Here is a 17,604-nt window from a genome sequence, read left to right as displayed (position 1 = left end):
CCCAGTGGAGACGGTTTTCCACGCCCCAGTGCGCACGTTCGTAATGGTTGAGGTGGGCGGGGCCGGCCAGGTCAGCGGGCAGGCTGGTGATGCCGGACACGATTGAGCAGGGCCTGGGCGGCGGCGCGGGCCAATGGCTGACTCCCCTTCACGATGAGGATGTAGTGGGCCTGCAGGCGCTCGGTAATCAGGCGAGCGGTCACCTTGGTGGAATGCAGCACGTCCAGCATCAGCACCATTCCGGCCACCTCCAGCTGCGGCAGCAGGGTGCGGGCGGCCGGTCCCTCGCCGCGTTTGTCGGCGAGCTGGCACTGGCCGAGGATCACCCCGTGCTCGTGGCTGATCGCCCCGACCAGGAAGACCCGTCCGCCCTGCTCGATCCGGGCACCGCGACAGGCCTTGCCATCCAGGGCGGCTGCGGGCAGCAGCCCGGCCGGGGCGGGGTGGGTGAGCTGTCGTCCGGCGGCACGCCGCTGCTCACGCTCGACGGGGGCGGGCGTGTCGAGGATCTGCGGCACCGAGACTGCCTGGCGGACCACATCGGCCACGTAGCCGCTGATCGCCGCGTCCAACGCGTTGGCGTCCAGATCGGTCAGGACCCGGCGGAAGGTCTTCTCGCTGGGCACGACGAATCGGCCGGTGAACGGATCACGATAGGCATCCAGCCGCTCCAGTACCGGCTGCGCGGTCCGGGCCGCCCATTGCCAGATCGCCACGATGCTGTCGCCGCCGACCACGAGCGTCGCGCACGCGGTCAACGTCAAGATGACCACCGGCCGATGGCGCAGCCCGCAGGGCGAGCGGTGATCGGGGACGGTCGCCAACCGGCGCATCAACGCCGATTCGATCACGACCGGATCGGCTGCCAGTTCGGCTTCCCACAACGCCAAGTCGCCGAGCTGGTCAAGACACGGGACGAGACGGGGACCAGTCAGGGAAGATGGGGACACGAGCGCGACTCCTGTGGCGATCTTCGGATTAGAGACCTGAAAGATCAGCAGAAGTCGCGCTCTTTCGTCTTCCACCTGGCCAAACGCTCAACCTCGCCATACCCCATCAGAACCTGGGAACGCCGGGGCCCTGGTCACCTACCCTCTCGCAGGGTATGCCCGTGGAGAAGGCGGAGAAGGTTCTCGCCAAAGCGTCGACCCCGAAGCGGGCGCCGAAGCCGAAGGTGCCCGGAATCGGGGATGTGGTCAGGGACGGAGAGCTCTCGTTCAAGGTGACCAGGGTGGAGAGGCGGTCCACGGTGCGTCAGGGGCTGCTCGCCAAGAAGGCTCAGGGGCAGTTCGTTCTGATCCACGTGACTGTGAGGAACGTCGGGAACGAGGCTGCGAGGTTCTCCGACAACAACCAGAAGCTGTTCGACAGCAAGTACCGGGAGTTCAAGGCCGACACTGGAACCGCGGCTGTCTACCTGAAAGACTCCAACGCCCACCTCAACCCCGGCAACGGCATCAAGGGGATTCTGTTGTACGACGTACCCAAGAGTGCCAAGCTCACCACGCTGGTGCTGCGCGACTCGTTCCGCTCCTTCGGTGCCAGGGTTGACCTTCGGTAATCGGTAGGCGTTCAGCCACTCTCGCAGAAGTCGGGACCTGACGGAGGCTAACAGTCAGGTCCCTTATCAGTTGCGCCTTTCGTAAAAGCCGAAATCGAGAACGCTCTGTCCACCATATATGGATTTATTGGGGCAGTATGCCGTCGAATATGAATTGGACGGCATGTATACCCAGCTGCCGTACGCCGAGCCGTAGGTGCCGTCGGGATAATCGCAGAAAGCGACCGCCCGATAGGAGCCCGTCCCCCCATGGCACACCGCGATGGAGGCAGTCCGCGAGGCGGCCCCCGCAGAACAGTCGGTCGGGTAAGCATGGGCAGGAGTGACCGTGAACGCGGTTGCAGCGATCCCCGCTGCGCAGGCCAGTGAGAGACTCGCGATTCGTAGACGCATTGCTTTCCTTTCCCTGATGATGTTGCGATGCCCGGCCGGGACCAACGGGTCTTTTACATAGGTTCAGTCTGGACCGGCGGCACCTAGATAAGGATCACCGATTAGCTGGAATCCTGGGATCTATAAGGTTCCAGGATGCGCTATGTAGCGAAGGAGCGCGCGGTCGAGCAACTGGCCCGACTCGACAACCTCGCAGCCGCAGAGCATTGGCGAAGCGGACGCCAAAAGACACCTACAGGCGGACACCTCACCTGAGGTGACGGGGTCCCGCTCGGCCGGGGTGCAGGATCGCGCCGGTGCCATCACCATGCTGACGAGGCTGTATCCGAGCGGTGGCTGCCGGGTGGTGTTCGCCGATCAGGGCTTTGCCGGGCGGCTGATCCCGGCCGGGCATCGAGGCTCTGACGGGCCGATAGTGGTCAGCCGGCGTCGAAGACGAACGGGACCTGACTGGGGTTGGCAGCCAGGTCCCTTATCCCCGCGATAGGGGGGAGCGACTTGTTACTCAAGGACATCCTCGACGAGGCGGCAATGCCGGTCTGTCAGGTGAGTTCGAACCAGATGACGGTTCCGGTGGGGTCGTGGTGGAAGCCCCGGCGGGTGGCGAGTTCGTTGACGAGGAGGAGTCCTCGGCCGCCGGTGGCGCTGGGTTGGGGGTTTCTGGTGCAGGGGATCTGTGCGGAGCCGGTGTCCTGGACGGTGATGATGACGCCATGGGGGGTGAAGGCCACCGTGACGACGAACTCCCGTGGCCGGTCGCCCGGTATGGTGTCCGCGGTTCCGGCGTCGGTCGCTCTGGTGTCGGGGGGCGGCGATGAAGCCGTTCAGCAGGTCGGGCCGGTACTGCAGGGATTTGAGCCGGTCCTTGATCAGACCAGTGAGCTCGTCGATGCCGTGGACGGTGAAGTTGAACAGCTTGGTACGCAAGTACGGCCCGTGGCGCCCGTGACCGAGGTCGGCCGTCGGCGCGCGGAGATCCCTCTCAACTCGGCGCGCGCTGTCGTCCGGGGAACACCAAGCAGGTCAGGCCGAGTGCCAGGGCCGTCGCAGGGGCGGTCCAGGAGGAGAGGCCAGGGGAGTCGGTGATCGCCCAGTCCCACAGTGATCCGGTGCCGGATCCGCCGCCCAGGAGCATCGCGGCGATCATGTAGGCGGCCGACACCCCGGTGGCCGTGTCACGTCGCCACCGGGAGGCCACCAGTGCCAGCCCCGTGAAACCCGCCAGATTGCGGGCCGCCACCGTCCCGTACGGCACCGTAGTGGTGAAGAGAAGTCCCGCCAGCAGTGGCGCCGCGCAGGCGGCGGCGACCAAGCCGGCGCGGTAGGCGCCGGTGGGACGGACCGCGACGGCCTCAAGGTCCGCGGGGCCCGCGTACACACCGCGCACGAGCACGGCGCTCGCCGCCAGCGGCGCGATCAGGGCCAGCGGCACGCCGTCCAGATCCCCTCGCGAGAGGTTCGGGACCGGTACGAGGACGTCACCGGCCACCGCGACCACCCCCGCCGTCATCGCGAGAGAGAGCGCCGACCAGGCGACGTGGTGTACATGGAGCCAGGTCCTCACAGTGGGGTCACCTCCCGGGGAGGGATGTCACAGCGGCGCAGCGCCGCGAGGTTGTGCCGGAACCACCAAGCCTGCCCGGCCGACGACAGTGCCAGTGCGCGCTCTGCGACACCGAGGGAGGCCGAACCGGTCCTGCGCGCGACCGAGTCTCGCCCGGCACCCGCCCTCAGGGCCAGCCAGGCGCTCAGCGGCGCGTAGGCGTCGGCACCGGACCAGTCGGACCCGCACGACGGCGGATCAGCGGGCAGCAGGCCGATGGCCAGGTCGAAGAGCACGTCATCGCCGCCGGCCCCCGGTGGCACCGCGAAGCGCCAGGACGTCCGGCCGTCGGCGGGCCCCTCCGTGATACGGCCGGGTGCGGGCAGCCCGGTCGCCGCCGACAGCCGCCGCACCGCGGGCAGGGCGATCCCGGCGGCGAACCCCAGTCGTCTCCCGCGTTCCGGCCACACGCACACCTCGGCCCCGTCCCACCGGGAGCACACCAGGCCGCCGGTGCGTGGCACCTGCGCCTCGGGGCCCATGTCCCGTACGAGGGGGAAGGCCACCACGGCCGCCGCCAGGGGGAGGCCGACGATCCCCGCCCACGCCCGGCGAGTGCCCCTGTGACGCGCCCAGGCCAGAAACGCCGCCCCGGCGACGGCCAGGGCGAGGATCGTCTGGGCGCTCAGGGCGCCCGGGTGGAACGTCGTGCCGGTCTCGCAGCAGAAGCCCAGGTTGTTGCCCGTGAGGTGGCGTACCCAGAAGGTCTCCAGGGCGGCCGGGTAGGCCAGCCACAACCACGTGCCCGCCAGCAACAACGGCACGCCGAGGAGCGGAGGCAGGAACCGGCCGGCGGCGAACCCGACGAGGGTCCAGGCGACGATCACCAGGAGCGCCACCGCGAGAACCGAGGGGGCCGGCGACCCCGGGACGTCCGCCATCGCGATCGCCACCAACGAGAGCGCGCCCAGCAGCCCGAACACGGCGGCGCCCAGGATCGGGAGCAGCGACCAGGCGAGGATCTCCGCCGGAGACCGTACCGGGGCGGCGCCCTCCACCCGGCCACGCGACAGTCTGGCCCCCTCCCAGGCACCTGCCGCCGCGCACACCGGGCCCATCGCCATCACCCCGGCCGACGCGGCGAGCACGGTGGCGGACAGCCAGTTGTCCTCCAGGGAGTGCGTCGAGTCGCCCAGCACGAGGAACATGTAGACGGCCATGAGAGGGAGGGCTGTCACGGCCGCGGAGGAGCGCAGCCAGCGGCGCAGCGGCACGGGTCAGACCTCCCTCGTCACGAGCCGCCGGTAGGCGCGCCCGACCTGGTCGGAGAAGGAGCCGCGGACGGATCCGCCGGCCGATGTCACCAGGCCCGCGAGTGGCCCGGCGTAACCCACCCCGCCCGTGTCGAGCACCACGGCCGAGTCGTACGTGCCGGCCAGGTCCGCGATGTCGTGGGTGGCCACGACCAGATGGGCGCGCTCCCCCGCCCGTGAGACGATCTCCCGGAACCGCTCGCGCTGGTCCGGGTCCAGCCCCGCGGTGGGCTCGTCCAGCAGGATCACCTCGGCGTCGTGCACCAACGTCTGAGCCAGCCCGACCCTGCGGAGCTGGCCGCCCGACAGCTCGGCGCAGGGGCCGTCCGCCAGCGTGCCCAACTCCACCACCTCCAGTGCCTCCAGTGACCTGCGCCAGGCCTCCCGCCGCGACAGCCCCTTGAGCCAGCCGGCGTAGCCGACCTGCTCGCGGACCGTCAGTCCGGGTAGCGGCCGGATCTCCTGGGGCATCCAGCCGACCAGCGACCGGTAGCGTGCCCTGTCCCGGCGGCGGGCGGGATCGAGTCCCCGGTAGAGGACTCGGCCCGCGTGCGGGCGCAGCAGCGAGGCGGCCAGCCCGAGGAGCGTCGACTTGCCGGACCCGTTCGGTCCGAGCAGCACCGTGCGGCCCTCGGGAAGGGAGAGATCAAGACCGGTGAGAACGAGGGAGCCTCGGCGGTGGCCGAATCCGCATCCCTGAAATGAGATCGGCATCTTTTCCTCGATGGGATCGCGTCGGGCGGGGGTCACGGCCGGCTCCCGAACCGTGCGAAACCTTGGACGGCCGTGACCCCGCGCGCTCTTTACCAGTAGACCTGGACCTTGCGGGCGGAGACCCGGTAGAAGTCCGCGCCCATGTTCTTCACGGTGAAGTGGTACTTACCGGAGCGGACGTCTCCCCAGTCGCCCCGGACCATCCGTGAGTTGCAGCCGCCGTAGCCCTTGGTGCCGTAGTGCGTGTCCGGGCCGAAGCGCTCCCGGTACAGGCCCAGCCTCGGCGCCGCCGCCCTTGAGTTGGCCGAGCAGCCGGACAGCTCGACCGCCGTCCTCCAGTGGTCTCTGTTGAGGTCCTTCCAGGTGCGGGACTCGAAGCCCGCGGCGACGTTCTCCAGCCTGGTGGTGAACTGACCCTCCGCGTAGGCGAGCGTCGCGCCGGAGGCGCCCAGCGCGCAGACGGCGGCGGCGGTCACCACCCCCCTGCTGAGAAGGCGCCTGCTCAGGAACGCCATGTGAACTCCTTTCTTCGGTGGTTGAAGCCCGGAATCCGGGTCCGGCGTTTCACCGGACAGGTCCCGGGACTTGCCGACGCCCCAAGAGTGCGGCGCGAGCGGATCGGTCCGCATCGGCCGCGTCGCGGAATTCGTCGTCGGCGGATCTACGTAGCCCCGATGGGCGGGCACTGGCCTGAAAGGGAAAAGACCCTGCGAATGCCCCGGCGAGGTGGTCGCGGCGGGGGAGGAGACGGACGAGCGCTCGGCGCGCATCCGTCTCGCGGCCGATTCTCCACGGGACGGATGGGCACGCGAACCTACGCGGGACGGACGATGCCGGCGCGGAGATCCTGCCGTAGCGTCGGGGACATGGTGCGGCGCCTGCTGGTGTGGTGGAGTGGTCACCCGCAGGTGTCCGACGCCTTCCTCGCCGTCGCGGCCTGCGCGTACCTACTGATCGAGGTGCCCTACTACGACCAGAGCATCGCCGACTTCACCCGGCTCCCGATGATGTTCTGGGGTGACCTGCTGGCCTACGCCGGCCTGGCGTGGCGGCGCAGGTTCCCGCTGTCGGTGCTGGCCCTGGTCTGGACGCTGTGGTTCGTCGGCGGAAGGTGGGATATCTGGACGGAGTGGAACGCCTCGTGGGCCGAACTGAGCACCCCGACCGCGCTGATGCTGATGTTCTACACGGCGGGACGGTGGGTCTCTTCCAAACGGGTCGGCTTCTTCCTGGCAGGCATGCTGCTGCCCCCCGCGCTGACCGCTGTCCGGATCTGGGGCGGTCCGGACCTGGTGCCGTTCCCGCAGCCCGTACCTCCCGAGGACCTGTTCGTGATATCGGCCGTCGTGTGCGCCGCGGCCTGGGGGCTGGGCAGGCTCCGGCACTCCGAGGCCGAGGCCGTCGCCCACGCGCGGGTGAAGCTGGTGCTGGCCCAGGAGCGGGTGCGGATCGCGCGGGAACTGCACGACATCGTGGCGCACAACGTGAGCGCGATGGTGGTCCAGTCGGACGGTGCCTCGGCCGCGTTGCTGGACGACGACCTCGCCGAGGTGGGGCAGGCGCTCGGTGCGATCGGGAAGTCGGGCCGGGTCGCGCTGGGCGAGCTGCGGTTGCTCCTGGGGGTGTTGCGTGAGGCGCCCATGACGCCGCAGCCCGGTATCGGGGCGATCGAGGATCTGGTCGAACGGCTGCCGCTAAGGGTACGGTTACGGGTCGAGGGACGAGTTCGTGAACCACCGGCCAGCTTGAGCCTGGCCGCCTACCGGATCGTGCAAGAGGCTCTGACCAACACGCTCAAGCACACTGGCAAGGAAGCGAACGCCGAGGTGCTACTACGCTACGCCGAAGACGGACTGCACATCCAGGTCACCGACGACGGTGCCGGTGAGAGTCATCGCAGGCCGGCGGCATCGCCCAGCCCCGGCGGGGCCGGGTACGGCCTGATCGGCATCGCCGAGCGCGCCGCGATGTTCGGCGGTGCGGCGCGGGCCGCGCCGTTGCCCGGCGGCGGCTTCCAGGTCAGGGCGACCATTCCCTGGGCGTGATCCGTGGACGAGGTGATCCGCGTCCTGCTGACCGACGATCAGGAGTTGGTCCGCACCGGCTTCCGGCTGGTGCTGCGCCGAGAGCCCGGCATCGACGTCGTCGGTGAGGCGGCGGACGGCCAGCAGGCGCTCGACCTGCTGGAGGAGGTCGAGGTCGACGTGGTGGTGATGGACGTGCGAATGCCTCGCATGGACGGGATCGAGGCGACCCGGCGCATCTGCGCGCGCGGCGGCCCCAAGGTGCTCATCCTCACCACCTTCGACCTGGACGAGTACGCTTTCGGCGCGATCAAAGCCGGTGCCAGCGGGTTCCTGTTGAAGGACACAGGGTCGGCCTCCTTCATCGAGGCGATCCGCACCGTACACCGTGGCGACGCGGTCATCGCCCCCTCCACCACGCGGCGGCTTCTGTCGCACTTCGTCCCCCGCCTTCCCGACGTGGACAAGACCCCGGACAGGCGGGCCGCGCTGCTCAGTCCGCGCGAACGCGAGGTGCTTGCCGAGATCGCCGACGGTCTGACGAACGCCGAGATCGCGGCCCGCCTGCACCTGGCGGAGGGGACGGTCCGCACGCACGTCAGTCACATCCTCACCAAACTCGACCTCCGCGACCGGGTCCAGGCCGTCGTCTTCGCCTTCGAGCAGGGGCTCGTCCGCTTCGGCTGACCCGCTCGAGCCCCGGGAGCGGGCCGGTCAGCCGATGATGCTCACCACCAACCGGGCCAACGGCAAGTACGGCAAGGCCCTGTCGTTCAACGGCACCTCCAGCTGACCGTCGAACTCGTGATCATCCCGGGCCTGCTGCAAACAAGCGCCTATGCCACTCGTCACCTGGTTTCCGCCGGACGAGCGGATCCCGGGCGGGTGGCGATCTGGGGGGCCAGCGCCGGCGGGTACACCGTTTTACGGGCCCTGGCGATCACCGATGTGTTCGCGGTCGGGATCGCCAGGTCGGCCGTGGCCGATCTGGAGAGCTGGAGCAGAGCCGCACCGAAGTTCCAGGCCCATCACGCGGAGTTGCTCCGCAGTGAGCTCTCCGGTGAATCAGAAGCCGCGATTCAGCGTCCGCTGCTTCTGATCCATGGCGACGAGGATCGGGTAACCCCACTGGAGCAGGCCAGGAGCCTCAATGCTCGTCTGGTCGTCATCCCCGGAGCAGGCCACACGCTGCGAAGACCTGCTGACGTTCACCGTGTTCTCCACGTGGAATCGGAACACGTTCTTCTATCAGGAATCTGATCACGACGCCGAGGCCAGAGGCAGTAGTTCAGGGGCGTTTGCGGACAGCCAGGCTGCGAGCCATCGGGAATCCTCTCCGCTTCCCTCCACCTGGGTATCGATCAACCTGCGCAGGATCATGAGCGGCAGCAAGGCATTGAGTGCCTCCTGGTCGACCGCGTCGGTGCCGTACCCTTCCAGCAGCCATCGCGGATGAGCACCACATGGCAGGTCGACGGCGAGGCACCAGGCGAGATCGAGCATGGGCGGCCCGACCTCGACCGCACCCGGGTCGAGGACGGCGAGCAGATCGTCGCCCTCGAAGAGGACGTTGTGCCCCACGGCGGCATCCCCGTGGATGGCCGTCATCGGCTGTCCCGCGCACACCTGGTCGAACAGGTCCGAGATGGCCGGGTAATCGCGGGTCGCGAGGTGGCGCGCGGAGCCGAGCAGCACCCCGAGAGCACCGGGCTCGTCCAGGCGCAGGCCACCCTGGTCCGTGGCACCGTGCCAGCGGCGAAGTTGCTCGCCCAGGCCGCGTTGCTGGGCGGGAGTCGGATGTTCGCCGGGTGAGCCGCCGATCTTTTCCAGCACGAGCCACCATCGCGGTCCGGACGCGGTCCGCACGGTGCCCGCGTCCAGCAGGGCCGGAACCCTGATCCCCGCGGCCTTACGCATCGACTCCATCCGCAGCGCGGTACCAAGGCGTTCGTGCAGGCGGTGCTGGACCTTGACGGCCGTTCGGCGGCCGTAGACCACGGTGGCCCCCGGCTCGTACGGCCCGGCCACACCATCGAACGCCGCACTCTTGAGCGCCACGTCACGCGCCTTGGCGATCTCGGCCTCCGGAACGCGGCCGGTCGGGATGAGTCCTCGTCTGTCACCGACATCAAGCGGGCCGCAGACCCTCATGATCCGCCTCCCGCTCGCAGTCGATGGAGCGGTTGTACCCACCGCTCCCGTGTCGCCTCAGGAAGATCCAACCACCTTGTCCGGGTGAAGTCGTGCAGTTCCGGCTGTCCGGTCCAGAGCGCGGTGACCGCCGACCACACGGGCAGGAAAGCCTCCTCGGCTCCGGCCGTCTCCGCGAGGCGGACCGTGATGGACAGGGCCTGCTCATCTTGGCCTCGTGCGATGAGCTGCAGGACCTCGACCACGTCAATGGGCAACAACTCGGCGGAGGCGCCGACGGCCTCGAAGGTCCGGCGAGCCTCGTCGAGGAGGCGGGTGGCGACGGCCCACTCTCCTCGCATGGCGTGGGCCATCGACTCCGCCATGTCGCACTGGGCCAGCCCCACGACCTCCCCGACCGACTGGTTGAGCTCACGCGCCTCCGGAACCGTCCGGAGGGTCAGCTCCGGATCGAACCACATGGAGGCGAGAGCCTGATGGCGTGCGGCCCGCGCCGCCCAGAGCGGCGCGTCGGCCTGCCGTGCCTCTGCCAGGACCCGCGTGAACAGCTCCGCGGCCTCCTGGAACCGGGCGTTGTGCAGGTACACATGGCCCATCAGGTCACCGGTGCCGATCCGTTCCAGCCTCGTCCCCGCCGACCTTCTCTCGATCTGCCGTACGACCTCCGTGTAACGACTGCGCCGGAAGGCGTTGCCCGCCAGGTCGAACCGGGCGGCGACGCCGAGCGGCGAGAGCTGGTCGGCGACCATGCCGAGATGGCGGTCGGAGCCGGTCAGGTCACCGGTGAACTGGGCCAGGCTGCCGAGTTCGAAGTGAAAGTAGTCGGCGTACGGACTCGCGCCGGCGTTCTCGACCGCCGCTTTCATGGCCGTGTGGCGCTCCGTCGCCCCCTGGTCCACCTGGACCGTCAGCCTGGCCACCTCTGCGAGCGCGGCCAGCTGCGGAGGCGCGCTGAACCTGGGCAGTGACGTCAGCACCTGCCAGTGCCCCAGATAGCGCATGGTGTAGGCCATCTGCCCCAGCCCCGGTGGCAGGACGTCATGCTCGGCGGCGCCGTGCAGGGCGAGCAGAAAGGCGGCGACGGTACGGCGGCTGTGGTCGGCCGGGGTCAGTCCGGCCGGCGGGTCGTCACCCCAGATCGACAGCGTGAAGTCCGTCAGATACGCCAACGCCTGCGAGGCCCGGTCTTGCCGCTCCCGGACGGTCCATCCGTCCGGGGTGTGCGCGTCGCAGTCGGTGACACCGCGACGCAGGTTCTCGTGCAGGCGGCAGGGCGGCCACACGGTCGGATCGTGTCGTACGAAGCGTCGGGCGATGAAGTCCTCGATCCGCCTGCCGCGCGCCTCGGGCAGGATCGCGGCCAGCAGCCGGTCGTCGAACGCCTCCAGCAGCGCCGCGGCCCGGAGCAGGTCCCGGTCCTCGGGCGGCAGGTCGCGCATCATCCGCAGGACCAACTCGGGAAACGGCTCGCCGAACACCTTCGGGTCCGGGGTCTCTCCCCGGGCCAGGTGCTGTTCGAACAGGCCCGTCGACAGCTCCAGATAGAGCGGGGATCCTCCGGAACCGGCCACGATCCGCTCCCGCAGCCCGGCATCCATGGCCGGTTCGTCGTCGACGAGCAGCCGCTCCCGCAGGAACAGGTCGGCGTCCGAGGCCTCGAAGCCGTCGACCGGGAACTGGTCGGTGAGATCGGCCAGCCCCGGCCACCGTTGTGCCCCGCCGTACGTCAGCCCGACGCTCCGTACCGGCTCATGCCACCGCAGCGGGCGCCTGCTCCCGACGGTGAAGAACACATTGGGCATCAGGTACGCCATCCGGGTGACCAGATCCTCCAACCCGCCCCGCTCGGGCGGCAGAACCTGAACGTTCTCGAACGTGTCGAGTACGCAGAGAGCCAGCACCGGGTCCTTCCGGCGAATCTGCTCCAGGTCCGCGCTCAGCAGGATCGGCAGGTAGCCGAGCATCCGGTCCGGGTTCTCCTCCTGAAGGATCGGGCCGAACGCCGGGAGGTCACGCCGGAGTCGTCGCAGGGTGATCGACTGCCGCGCGGATGTGCCGACCAGATCGAGAACCCGGTAGGCGGTCGTGACGACACCGAGCCCCGCGAACAGGCCGTCGACGCTCGACGCGACCTGCTCGGAAAGACGCAGCGAATCGGAGACGGCACCGACCGAGGAGGACTTCCCCAGAAAGCGGACCAGGGACTCACCGGGGTGCTTGCGCTCCCAGTAGGCCGAGAGCGCGATGTCGAAAGCGGGCCATGACCTGCCCAGGCGCCCCAGCGCGGCGCGTACCCGGAGCAGCACCGTTTCGAAGCTCTGGCTCGACAGGTCCGCGAAATCGATGACGGCGACCGAGCGGTCATCCGGGAGCCCGTCGAACTCGCCACGCTGGGCGAGGTCTGCGAGGTGGCGGATCAGCGTGGACTTCCCGATGCCGCCCTCCCCGCTCAGTCCCATCACGTTCCGGGCGGGCCGTTGGAAATCCATCAGCCTCTCGACGGGCCACTCCTCGGCCAGGTGTACCGCAATCCGCTGCTGGAACGCCCGGATGTACTCCTCACGGTCGGTGAACACCCGTTTCGCGGTGAACGGCACCTCGGGTCCGAATGCAAAGAACTGGTCAAGGTCCACTCGGACAGAAGATCACCCGGCGGCCGGAGAAGTAAAGCCGACCTGGGATTCCGGTGGTCCCCAAAAGCGGGACGAAGGTCGTCGTGATCGTTCTGGGCGGCGCCGTACCGGTTTGTCAGAGCCCTCGGGCCTCTACTCCATCTCCAGTCGTAGCTTTTCCGGCCATATGATGTCGGGGCGGATGATCTTCATCCCGTCAATGGTCTGTCCGAGGGGGAAACCCTCATCGCATGTCATGAAATAGCCGCACTTCGCGCGGAGTGCGGCTGCCAGGTGCAACGCGTCGGTCGCACCGAAGGGTTTCGAGCCTTTTTCATGCTGCGATCCGTAAGCCTCGCGGAGGCGAACAGCTTCACGGACGAGGTATCGATCTATGTCAACCCATATGGTGCCAGGGGCGATGAACCACGTTCGGAGCAGCTCGCGTACCTTCTCGGAACGTTCCCGGCGTAGGCGTGCGTTGCCGTTGCACAGAACCTCGGCTTCGACCAGGGGAGAGGCAACCATCTCGGCCTCCTGGGCCAAGATTCCCTCGAACACCGCAGCGGCGCTGCGCCACCGCTCCTCACCCGTGCTCTTGTTGATGTCCTCATTGCGGATGATCAAGTCGAGGTACACGTTGGCGTCGAGGTACACGCGGGGGAGGCTAGGCACGCCTCGCCTCCCGGATGTAGTCGTCGACGCTCTGACCGCCCAGCCAGTCCGGTGCGATCCCCAGTAGTTCCGCGACCGGTGCGGGTGTTGCCGGTTCTTCGGGGAGAGGCTCCAGGTGTTCGATATCGATCTTGACTACCTGTCCGTGGTCGTTGCGCCATACCGTCCCACGAGCCAGTACTCGTCTGCGCCACATGCTTTCGACGACGGCCTGCATCTCGGCGGGAAGCCGTCCAAGTACGGCCCGTCGCGTTGAGGGGTCGAACAGGCTCACCGAGGACACGCCCTTGTTCAGACGGCGCACGCTCATCTGGTCGATCCAGCCGGCTACCGACCCGAGGGAGACCTGCGTCCCGGTCATGGCGAGCCGGGCATGCTCCCGGACCGGTTCGGACACCGGGAAATGTGGACCGGCCGTGTCGTTGACAGTGGCGAGGGAGACCTCTTGGACGCCGTTGCCAGGTTTTCCGATCCTCAACAGCCGCTCCACCGTGGTCGCGGTGTAGTACTGGGGAACCTCGGGAGTCTCCTGGAGTTGCTCCACCCCTGAGACCAGCGCGTCAATGGAGGCGAGCAGCGAGGCGTGGTCGCGGCGAGAGGTCTCCCTGGCGCTCAGGCGTACAACGAGCTCTTGCTCGTCATGGCCGAGGTCCTGCACGATCCATGCGGGTCTGACGGTTTTCCGCTGGGTGAGGACATGGTCGATGTCGTTCAGCGCACGCTGAACCTGGGTGAGAGTGTCGGTGTACCGTGCGAGATCAATCCGCTCTCTCCCCTCGCGGAGGCGGACTTCCAACGCATTGGCACTCATGGCCTCACCGTAACGGGACCGATGCGGCAGGACCATCAACCGGGGCCGTCGCCCGCGCCGCGTCATCGCCGACTCCTCAGCGGTAGGGGGTAAGCACCCTGGGTGAACAGCACGTGAGCATCATGGACCGTTGCCAGAGTCCGGGCGACCGCTTCTGCCGAAAGGATCTGACCTTGGGGCAGGCTCGAGGCCTGCGCCCAAGATCAGCACATCGGCCGGGCCGGTCTGTCAGGTGAGTTCGAACCAGATGACGGTTCCGGTGGGGTCGCGGTGGAAGCCCCAGCGGGTGGCGAGTTCGTTGACGAGGAGGAGTCCTCGGCCGCCGGTGGCGTTGGGTTGGGGGTTTCTGGTGCAGGGGATCCGCGCGGAGCCGGGGTCCTGGACGGTGACGATGACGCCGTGCGGGGTGAAGGCGACGGTGACGACGAACTCCCTGGGCCGGTCGTCCGGTGTGGTGTCCGCGGTTCCGGTGTCGGTCGGTTCGGTATCTGTTGGTTCGGCGTCGATTGGTTCGGCGTCAATTGGTCTGGTGGAGTGTTCGACGGCGTTGGTGGCGAGTTCGCTGGTGAGGAGCATGGCGTCGTCGCGGAGCGGGTGGTCGTCGCCGAGGATCTCGGCGACGAAGTTCCGCGCGGGCCTGACCTGGTCGGTGGTGGCCGGGAACCGCTGGGAGATGACGGGGGCGTGGTTCGGCGGCGTCGACCAGCCGGGGATCCGGCCCGGGTACGGCGACCACATCGCGGCTGGGTGAGCCGGTCCGGTGGCGTCGCCGGTTGTGGTCCGGAATCGGTCAGTGAGCACGCCGGCGAGGACGGACAGCAGTCGTACGGTCATCCCGGTCACCTCCCTTGCCGGTGATCTCGGTGCTCTGGCTGCCTCCGGCGACCCCGGTGTCCCCGGCGGTCGTCTGCTGGTCGATGCCGGGTGGCTGCTCGGGGTGGGGGTGGAAGTCCTCGATGTGCTGCATTCGGGCGGCGAGTTCGGCGGGGGTGTCGGCTTCGACAAGGCCGATGTGCTGCCGGTACCGGGTGGGGGAGAGCGCCCACCAGCGTCCGGTGGCGTGGCCGTACCAGGGACGCCAGTCGGGGAAGCGGAGCGTCAGCGTGCGCAGCGCCCGAGGATCCTCGCCGGGCTCGTGCCGGAGGTTCTCCATTTCGAGGGAGAGGGTGCTCATGCCGTCACCCCCTTCCGGTACGCCTCGCGCCTGCCGGGCCGTACCCCTGGCGGCGATTCGCGCCCGTACGACGGTGTGGCCGGTCGCGAGTGGCGTCCCCGGCCGGTGGGAGAACCAGCGAGGGGACGGCTCGTCGGGCGCGGGGCCACGGTGGTCGACATGGCGGGCGCGGGCAGCCGGCCGCACAGGCCAAGGCGACGCCGGGCCGTCATCCGGGTACGGACCTGGGCCGGGGTGGGCTGCTCCCACAGGTGAGTGGGCCGATGCGGCAGGCTGTCGGCGTCGTGCGCGTACGGGGGGTGGCCGCACCAGCGGCACCCGAGGGGAGTCGGCGGCTGCTCGGCATGCCAACGGACTCGGATGATCTTTAAGGCTCTACTAGGGTTGAGCACAGTTCGCACCTCCAGTGTGCGGGCGAGGTTCTGCCAGACGACGGCATTCGCCTGGCAGAACCGTTTTCTTCAGCGTCCTTGGCCTATTGATAGCGCTGCCGGACTAGCCGAGCTCATAGTGGCCCATTCGGGCACTAGCTCCGAAAGCTCCCCAAGAGTCCAAAAGGCGCACTAGGCAATAGTCGCGCCTTCATCACTCTCGGTGATGGATACTCTCCATATGGTGATGGCTGGCCGCAGAATTTTCAAGGCCAAGATTTCATCGTCGATATTGTCTGGTTTCAGTAGTTAAATTGTGTGATTGGCTCATTTAAGGTGTGAAGAGGGGTCCAATGATCGGTAGTCCCACCGTTAAACGACGACGTCTGAGCGCTGAGCTCATCCGGCTCCGCGAGCAAGCCGGTCTCACGCATGATGAAGTCGCCAAGCGCTTGGAATGGTCACGAGGCCGCCTCACCCACATGGAGCAGAACAAGTGGGTTCTGCCCGATATCGGTAACGTTCGTCTCCTGCTGGACCTCTACAACGTCATCGATCCCACTGTGCGCGAAGCGATACTCGACCTTGCTCGGCAGTCCCGCGAAAAAGGTTGGTGGGCCAAGTACAAGGATGTGTTCGGTGGCAGCCTTCCCGGCTTCGAAGCGGAAGCGACCCAGATCCGCACCGTCGAACTCGTGACCATCCCGGGCCTGCTGCAAACAGCCGCTTATGCCACGGCAGTCTTCCAAGCTGGGCAGGTTCTTGATCAGGCCGCTGTGCGGCGGCACGTTGAGGCGCGCTTGGCTCGGCAGGCGATCCTCAACCGCGATAACCCGCCCCAGTTCTGGGCCGTCGTCGATGAGGCAGCACTGAGGAAGATGGTTGGCGGCCCGGCCGCCATGGCTGAACAGCTCACACATCTCGTCAGCATGGCGAGGCACCCCAATATCACCGTGCAGGTGCTGCCCGACTCGATCGGTGCACATGCGGCGATGGGTAGCGGATTCGTCGTCCTGGACTTTATGGGCGATCTGGATCCATCGCTTGTCTACCTGGAGACACCAACGGACAATCTCTTTTTGGAACGACCAGAGGAGGTCCAGGCGTATGCGCTCATGTTCAATCGTGTGGTAGCGGCTGCTCTGACCGTCGAGCAGTCCGTGCACTACGTGACTGCCCTGGTTGACCAACTAAAGCAGGAGGAGAGGTAACAACCGTGGACCGAATCACCCCTGTACTCACCTGGCGCAAGAGCAGCCAGAGCGCTCAACAGGACAACTGTGTAGAGACGGCAGAGCTCCCCGACGGCGGCCATGCCGTACGGGACAGCAAGGACCCGAACGGGCCGGTGCTACGCTTTGCTGGCGCCGAATGGCAGGCCTTCATCGGCGGTATCAAGAACGGATCATTTGAGATCTGATTAGCTAGCCAATGGTTCGACCGGATCCTCCATGGCAAGCGACAGAGGTTGCCGAGAGTATGTTCAAGCCTGTGGCAGGCAATCTCAATTCCGCCAATGAGATGACTCTCTCATTGGCGGAAGAAAAAGACGCTTAATTAATTGCTCTACTGCTCATGGAAGACGCCAGCGCTGGCCTTTACATGGTCAGAGATCTTGCATTACCCCGCGATAGCAGCGCGACGGAACAAGTCAGCGGGCATCTCCTCATCAAGCCGCCAGGTCACAGCCATGGGTCTCTCACCTCGGTGTTCCACGTATCGGGCGGTGCCGTGGAAGATGAACGGTTCGGCGTAGCCGTTCTCGTCTTTCTTGCGTTCCCGGGTGAATAGCAGAACATGACTGCCGTCCCGCTCGTGGTTCTGGTAGCGGAGTCCAGTGGTTGACTGCGGACTCGTGCGGCGCTGGGACTCCCAATGGAACAGAGTCGGGGTGAGTGCGAAGTCCCGGTACATGGTTTGGGGTGAGAACTCATTTTCGTTCTTGCGTAAGGTGACAAAGAACGCGTCGCACTGTGTGGCTGGGGCCCATACAGCACCTTCGCGCGTGGTTGACGTCATGGAGCCACCGAGCTTCGCCCAGTCGAGGGCCGCAAGGATCTCATCAGCCGAATACCGGGCGTTGACTGAGAGAGGCACCTGTCCCAGCGGCTCAGGCAGAGGTTTGGTGACGTGCCTGGGGGTCACGCCCAGAGAGGTGGTGTTTGAGAAGGCCACCCGTAATCCGGTGACTATTAAGAGGTAATCGCCTCAATAGTCACTTTAGCATCGTTTGTCTCGTTTGCGGAGCCGGCCTGCTTGCGG

General features: G+C 67.3%; 19 protein-coding genes. 6 read left to right on the top strand and 13 right to left on the bottom strand.

Translation table 11 applies throughout. The features are described from left to right. Positions 1–71: 71 nt before the first annotated feature. Positions 72–1,025 (bottom strand): transposase family protein, encoded by a 954-nt coding sequence (locus AB0J58_RS41165; RefSeq protein ID WP_364226419.1) that lies wholly within the window; start codon positions 1,023–1,025, stop codon positions 72–74. Positions 1,026–1,111: 86 nt separating this feature from the next. Here AB0J58_RS41165 and AB0J58_RS41160 point away from each other — a divergent pair, with 86 nt between their 5' ends. Continuing rightward, complete coding sequence (locus AB0J58_RS41160) at positions 1,112–1,561, top strand: DUF4352 domain-containing protein (protein WP_364226416.1); 450 nt, start codon at positions 1,112–1,114, stop codon at positions 1,559–1,561. 935 nt (positions 1,562–2,496) lie between these two features. Here AB0J58_RS41160 and AB0J58_RS41155 read toward each other — a convergent pair. From AB0J58_RS41155 to AB0J58_RS41135, 5 genes are all read right to left on the bottom strand, one after another. Continuing rightward, positions 2,497–2,685: an ATP-binding protein gene (locus AB0J58_RS41155; RefSeq protein ID WP_364226413.1), complete on the bottom strand. Its 189-nt coding sequence runs from the start codon at positions 2,683–2,685 to the stop codon at positions 2,497–2,499. A 251-nt stretch (positions 2,686–2,936) separates the two neighbouring features. Further along, entirely contained in the window at positions 2,937–3,518 is a 582-nt protein-coding gene (locus AB0J58_RS41150) for a hypothetical protein (RefSeq protein ID WP_364226410.1), read from the bottom strand. Continuing rightward, a complete protein-coding gene (locus AB0J58_RS41145; RefSeq protein ID WP_364226407.1) occupies positions 3,515–4,771 on the bottom strand; it encodes a hypothetical protein in 1,257 nt (418 codons plus the stop codon). The genes AB0J58_RS41150 and AB0J58_RS41145 overlap by 4 nt, the downstream gene beginning before the upstream one ends. Positions 4,772–4,774: 3 nt before the next feature. Further along, positions 4,775–5,524 carry an ATP-binding cassette domain-containing protein gene (locus AB0J58_RS41140; RefSeq protein ID WP_364226404.1) on the bottom strand — a complete coding sequence of 250 codons (750 nt, stop codon included), beginning with the start codon at positions 5,522–5,524 and terminating at the stop codon, positions 4,775–4,777. Positions 5,525–5,613: 89 nt separating this feature from the next. Beyond that, positions 5,614–6,039: a hypothetical protein gene (locus tag AB0J58_RS41135; RefSeq protein WP_364226402.1), complete on the bottom strand. Its 426-nt coding sequence runs from the start codon at positions 6,037–6,039 to the stop codon at positions 5,614–5,616. 351 nt (positions 6,040–6,390) lie between these two features. Here AB0J58_RS41135 and AB0J58_RS41130 point away from each other — a divergent pair, with 351 nt between their 5' ends. From AB0J58_RS41130 to AB0J58_RS41120, 3 genes are all read left to right on the top strand, one after another. Next, positions 6,391–7,569, top strand: coding sequence for a histidine kinase (locus AB0J58_RS41130; protein WP_364226399.1), 1,179 nt, complete (start codon positions 6,391–6,393; stop codon positions 7,567–7,569). A gap of 12 nt (positions 7,570–7,581) precedes the next feature. Continuing rightward, the gene (locus AB0J58_RS41125) at positions 7,582–8,235 is read left to right on the top strand and encodes a response regulator transcription factor (protein ID WP_364226424.1); all 654 of its coding nucleotides are present in this window, start codon (positions 7,582–7,584) and stop codon (positions 8,233–8,235) included. A 117-nt stretch (positions 8,236–8,352) separates the two neighbouring features. Beyond that, positions 8,353–8,808 (top strand): prolyl oligopeptidase family serine peptidase, encoded by a 456-nt coding sequence (locus AB0J58_RS41120; protein ID WP_364226396.1) that lies wholly within the window; start codon positions 8,353–8,355, stop codon positions 8,806–8,808. Here AB0J58_RS41120 and AB0J58_RS41115 read toward each other — a convergent pair whose 3' ends face one another. The 6 genes from AB0J58_RS41115 to AB0J58_RS41090 all read right to left on the bottom strand — a co-directional run bounded on the left by AB0J58_RS41115 (position 8,809) and on the right by AB0J58_RS41090 (position 14,971). Further along, complete coding sequence (locus AB0J58_RS41115) at positions 8,809–9,699, bottom strand: phosphotransferase (protein WP_364226393.1); 891 nt, start codon at positions 9,697–9,699, stop codon at positions 8,809–8,811. It abuts the gene before it with no gap. Further along, entirely contained in the window at positions 9,696–12,332 is a 2,637-nt protein-coding gene (locus AB0J58_RS41110; protein ID WP_364226390.1) for a hypothetical protein, read from the bottom strand. Before AB0J58_RS41110 ends, AB0J58_RS41115 begins: the two co-directional genes overlap by 4 nt. Positions 12,333–12,464: 132 nt before the next feature. Continuing rightward, the gene (locus AB0J58_RS41105; protein ID WP_364226388.1) at positions 12,465–12,968 is read right to left on the bottom strand and encodes a PIN domain-containing protein; all 504 of its coding nucleotides are present in this window, start codon (positions 12,966–12,968) and stop codon (positions 12,465–12,467) included. Positions 12,969–12,978: 10 nt separating this feature from the next. Beyond that, positions 12,979–13,797: a hypothetical protein gene (locus tag AB0J58_RS41100; protein ID WP_364226386.1), complete on the bottom strand. Its 819-nt coding sequence runs from the start codon at positions 13,795–13,797 to the stop codon at positions 12,979–12,981. 228 nt (positions 13,798–14,025) lie between these two features. Further along, positions 14,026–14,631 carry an ATP-binding protein gene (locus AB0J58_RS41095; protein WP_364226384.1) on the bottom strand — a complete coding sequence of 202 codons (606 nt, stop codon included), beginning with the start codon at positions 14,629–14,631 and terminating at the stop codon, positions 14,026–14,028. After that, complete coding sequence (locus AB0J58_RS41090; protein ID WP_364226381.1) at positions 14,588–14,971, bottom strand: hypothetical protein; 384 nt, start codon at positions 14,969–14,971, stop codon at positions 14,588–14,590. Before AB0J58_RS41090 ends, AB0J58_RS41095 begins: the two co-directional genes overlap by 44 nt. Before the next feature lie 724 nt (positions 14,972–15,695). Between AB0J58_RS41090 and AB0J58_RS41085 the strand changes: the two genes are divergently transcribed. Together AB0J58_RS41085 and AB0J58_RS41080 are read left to right on the top strand one after the other, a co-directional pair. Next, entirely contained in the window at positions 15,696–16,553 is an 858-nt protein-coding gene (locus tag AB0J58_RS41085; protein ID WP_364226378.1) for a helix-turn-helix transcriptional regulator, read from the top strand. Positions 16,554–16,558: 5 nt separating this feature from the next. Continuing rightward, positions 16,559–16,762 carry a DUF397 domain-containing protein gene (locus AB0J58_RS41080; protein WP_364226376.1) on the top strand — a complete coding sequence of 68 codons (204 nt, stop codon included), beginning with the start codon at positions 16,559–16,561 and terminating at the stop codon, positions 16,760–16,762. 200 nt (positions 16,763–16,962) lie between these two features. Here the strand turns inward: AB0J58_RS41080 and AB0J58_RS41075 are convergent, their stop codons facing one another. Beyond that, complete coding sequence (locus tag AB0J58_RS41075) at positions 16,963–17,439, bottom strand: DUF3427 domain-containing protein (RefSeq protein ID WP_364226422.1); 477 nt, start codon at positions 17,437–17,439, stop codon at positions 16,963–16,965. Positions 17,440–17,604 lie beyond the last annotated feature (165 nt).

Origin of the sequence: Streptosporangium sp. NPDC049644 (assembly GCF_040675205.1) — a bacterium.
GTDB classification, from domain to species: domain Bacteria; phylum Actinomycetota; class Actinomycetes; order Streptosporangiales; family Streptosporangiaceae; genus Streptosporangium; species Streptosporangium fukuiense.
This window is presented reverse-complemented; position numbering and strand designations above follow the sequence as displayed.

Bases quoted from the DNA above. Each gene is read 5' to 3' on its own strand.
- AB0J58_RS41140 (WP_364226404.1), bottom strand. From the start codon at position 5,524: ATGCCGATCTCATTTCAGGGATGCGGATTCGGCCACCGCCGAGGCTCC.
- AB0J58_RS41135 (WP_364226402.1), bottom strand. From the start codon at position 6,039: ATGGCGTTCCTGAGCAGGCGCCTTCTCAGCAGGGGGGTGGTGACCGCC.
- AB0J58_RS41130 (WP_364226399.1), top strand. From the start codon at position 6,391: ATGGTGCGGCGCCTGCTGGTGTGGTGGAGTGGTCACCCGCAGGTGTCC.
- AB0J58_RS41115 (WP_364226393.1), bottom strand. From the start codon at position 9,699: ATGAGGGTCTGCGGCCCGCTTGATGTCGGTGACAGACGAGGACTCATC.
- AB0J58_RS41100 (WP_364226386.1), bottom strand. From the start codon at position 13,797: ATGAGTGCCAATGCGTTGGAAGTCCGCCTCCGCGAGGGGAGAGAGCGG.
- AB0J58_RS41095 (WP_364226384.1), bottom strand. From the start codon at position 14,631: ATGACCGTACGACTGCTGTCCGTCCTCGCCGGCGTGCTCACTGACCGA.
- AB0J58_RS41090 (WP_364226381.1), bottom strand. From the start codon at position 14,971: ATGAGCACCCTCTCCCTCGAAATGGAGAACCTCCGGCACGAGCCCGGC.
- AB0J58_RS41085 (WP_364226378.1), top strand. From the start codon at position 15,696: ATGATCGGTAGTCCCACCGTTAAACGACGACGTCTGAGCGCTGAGCTC.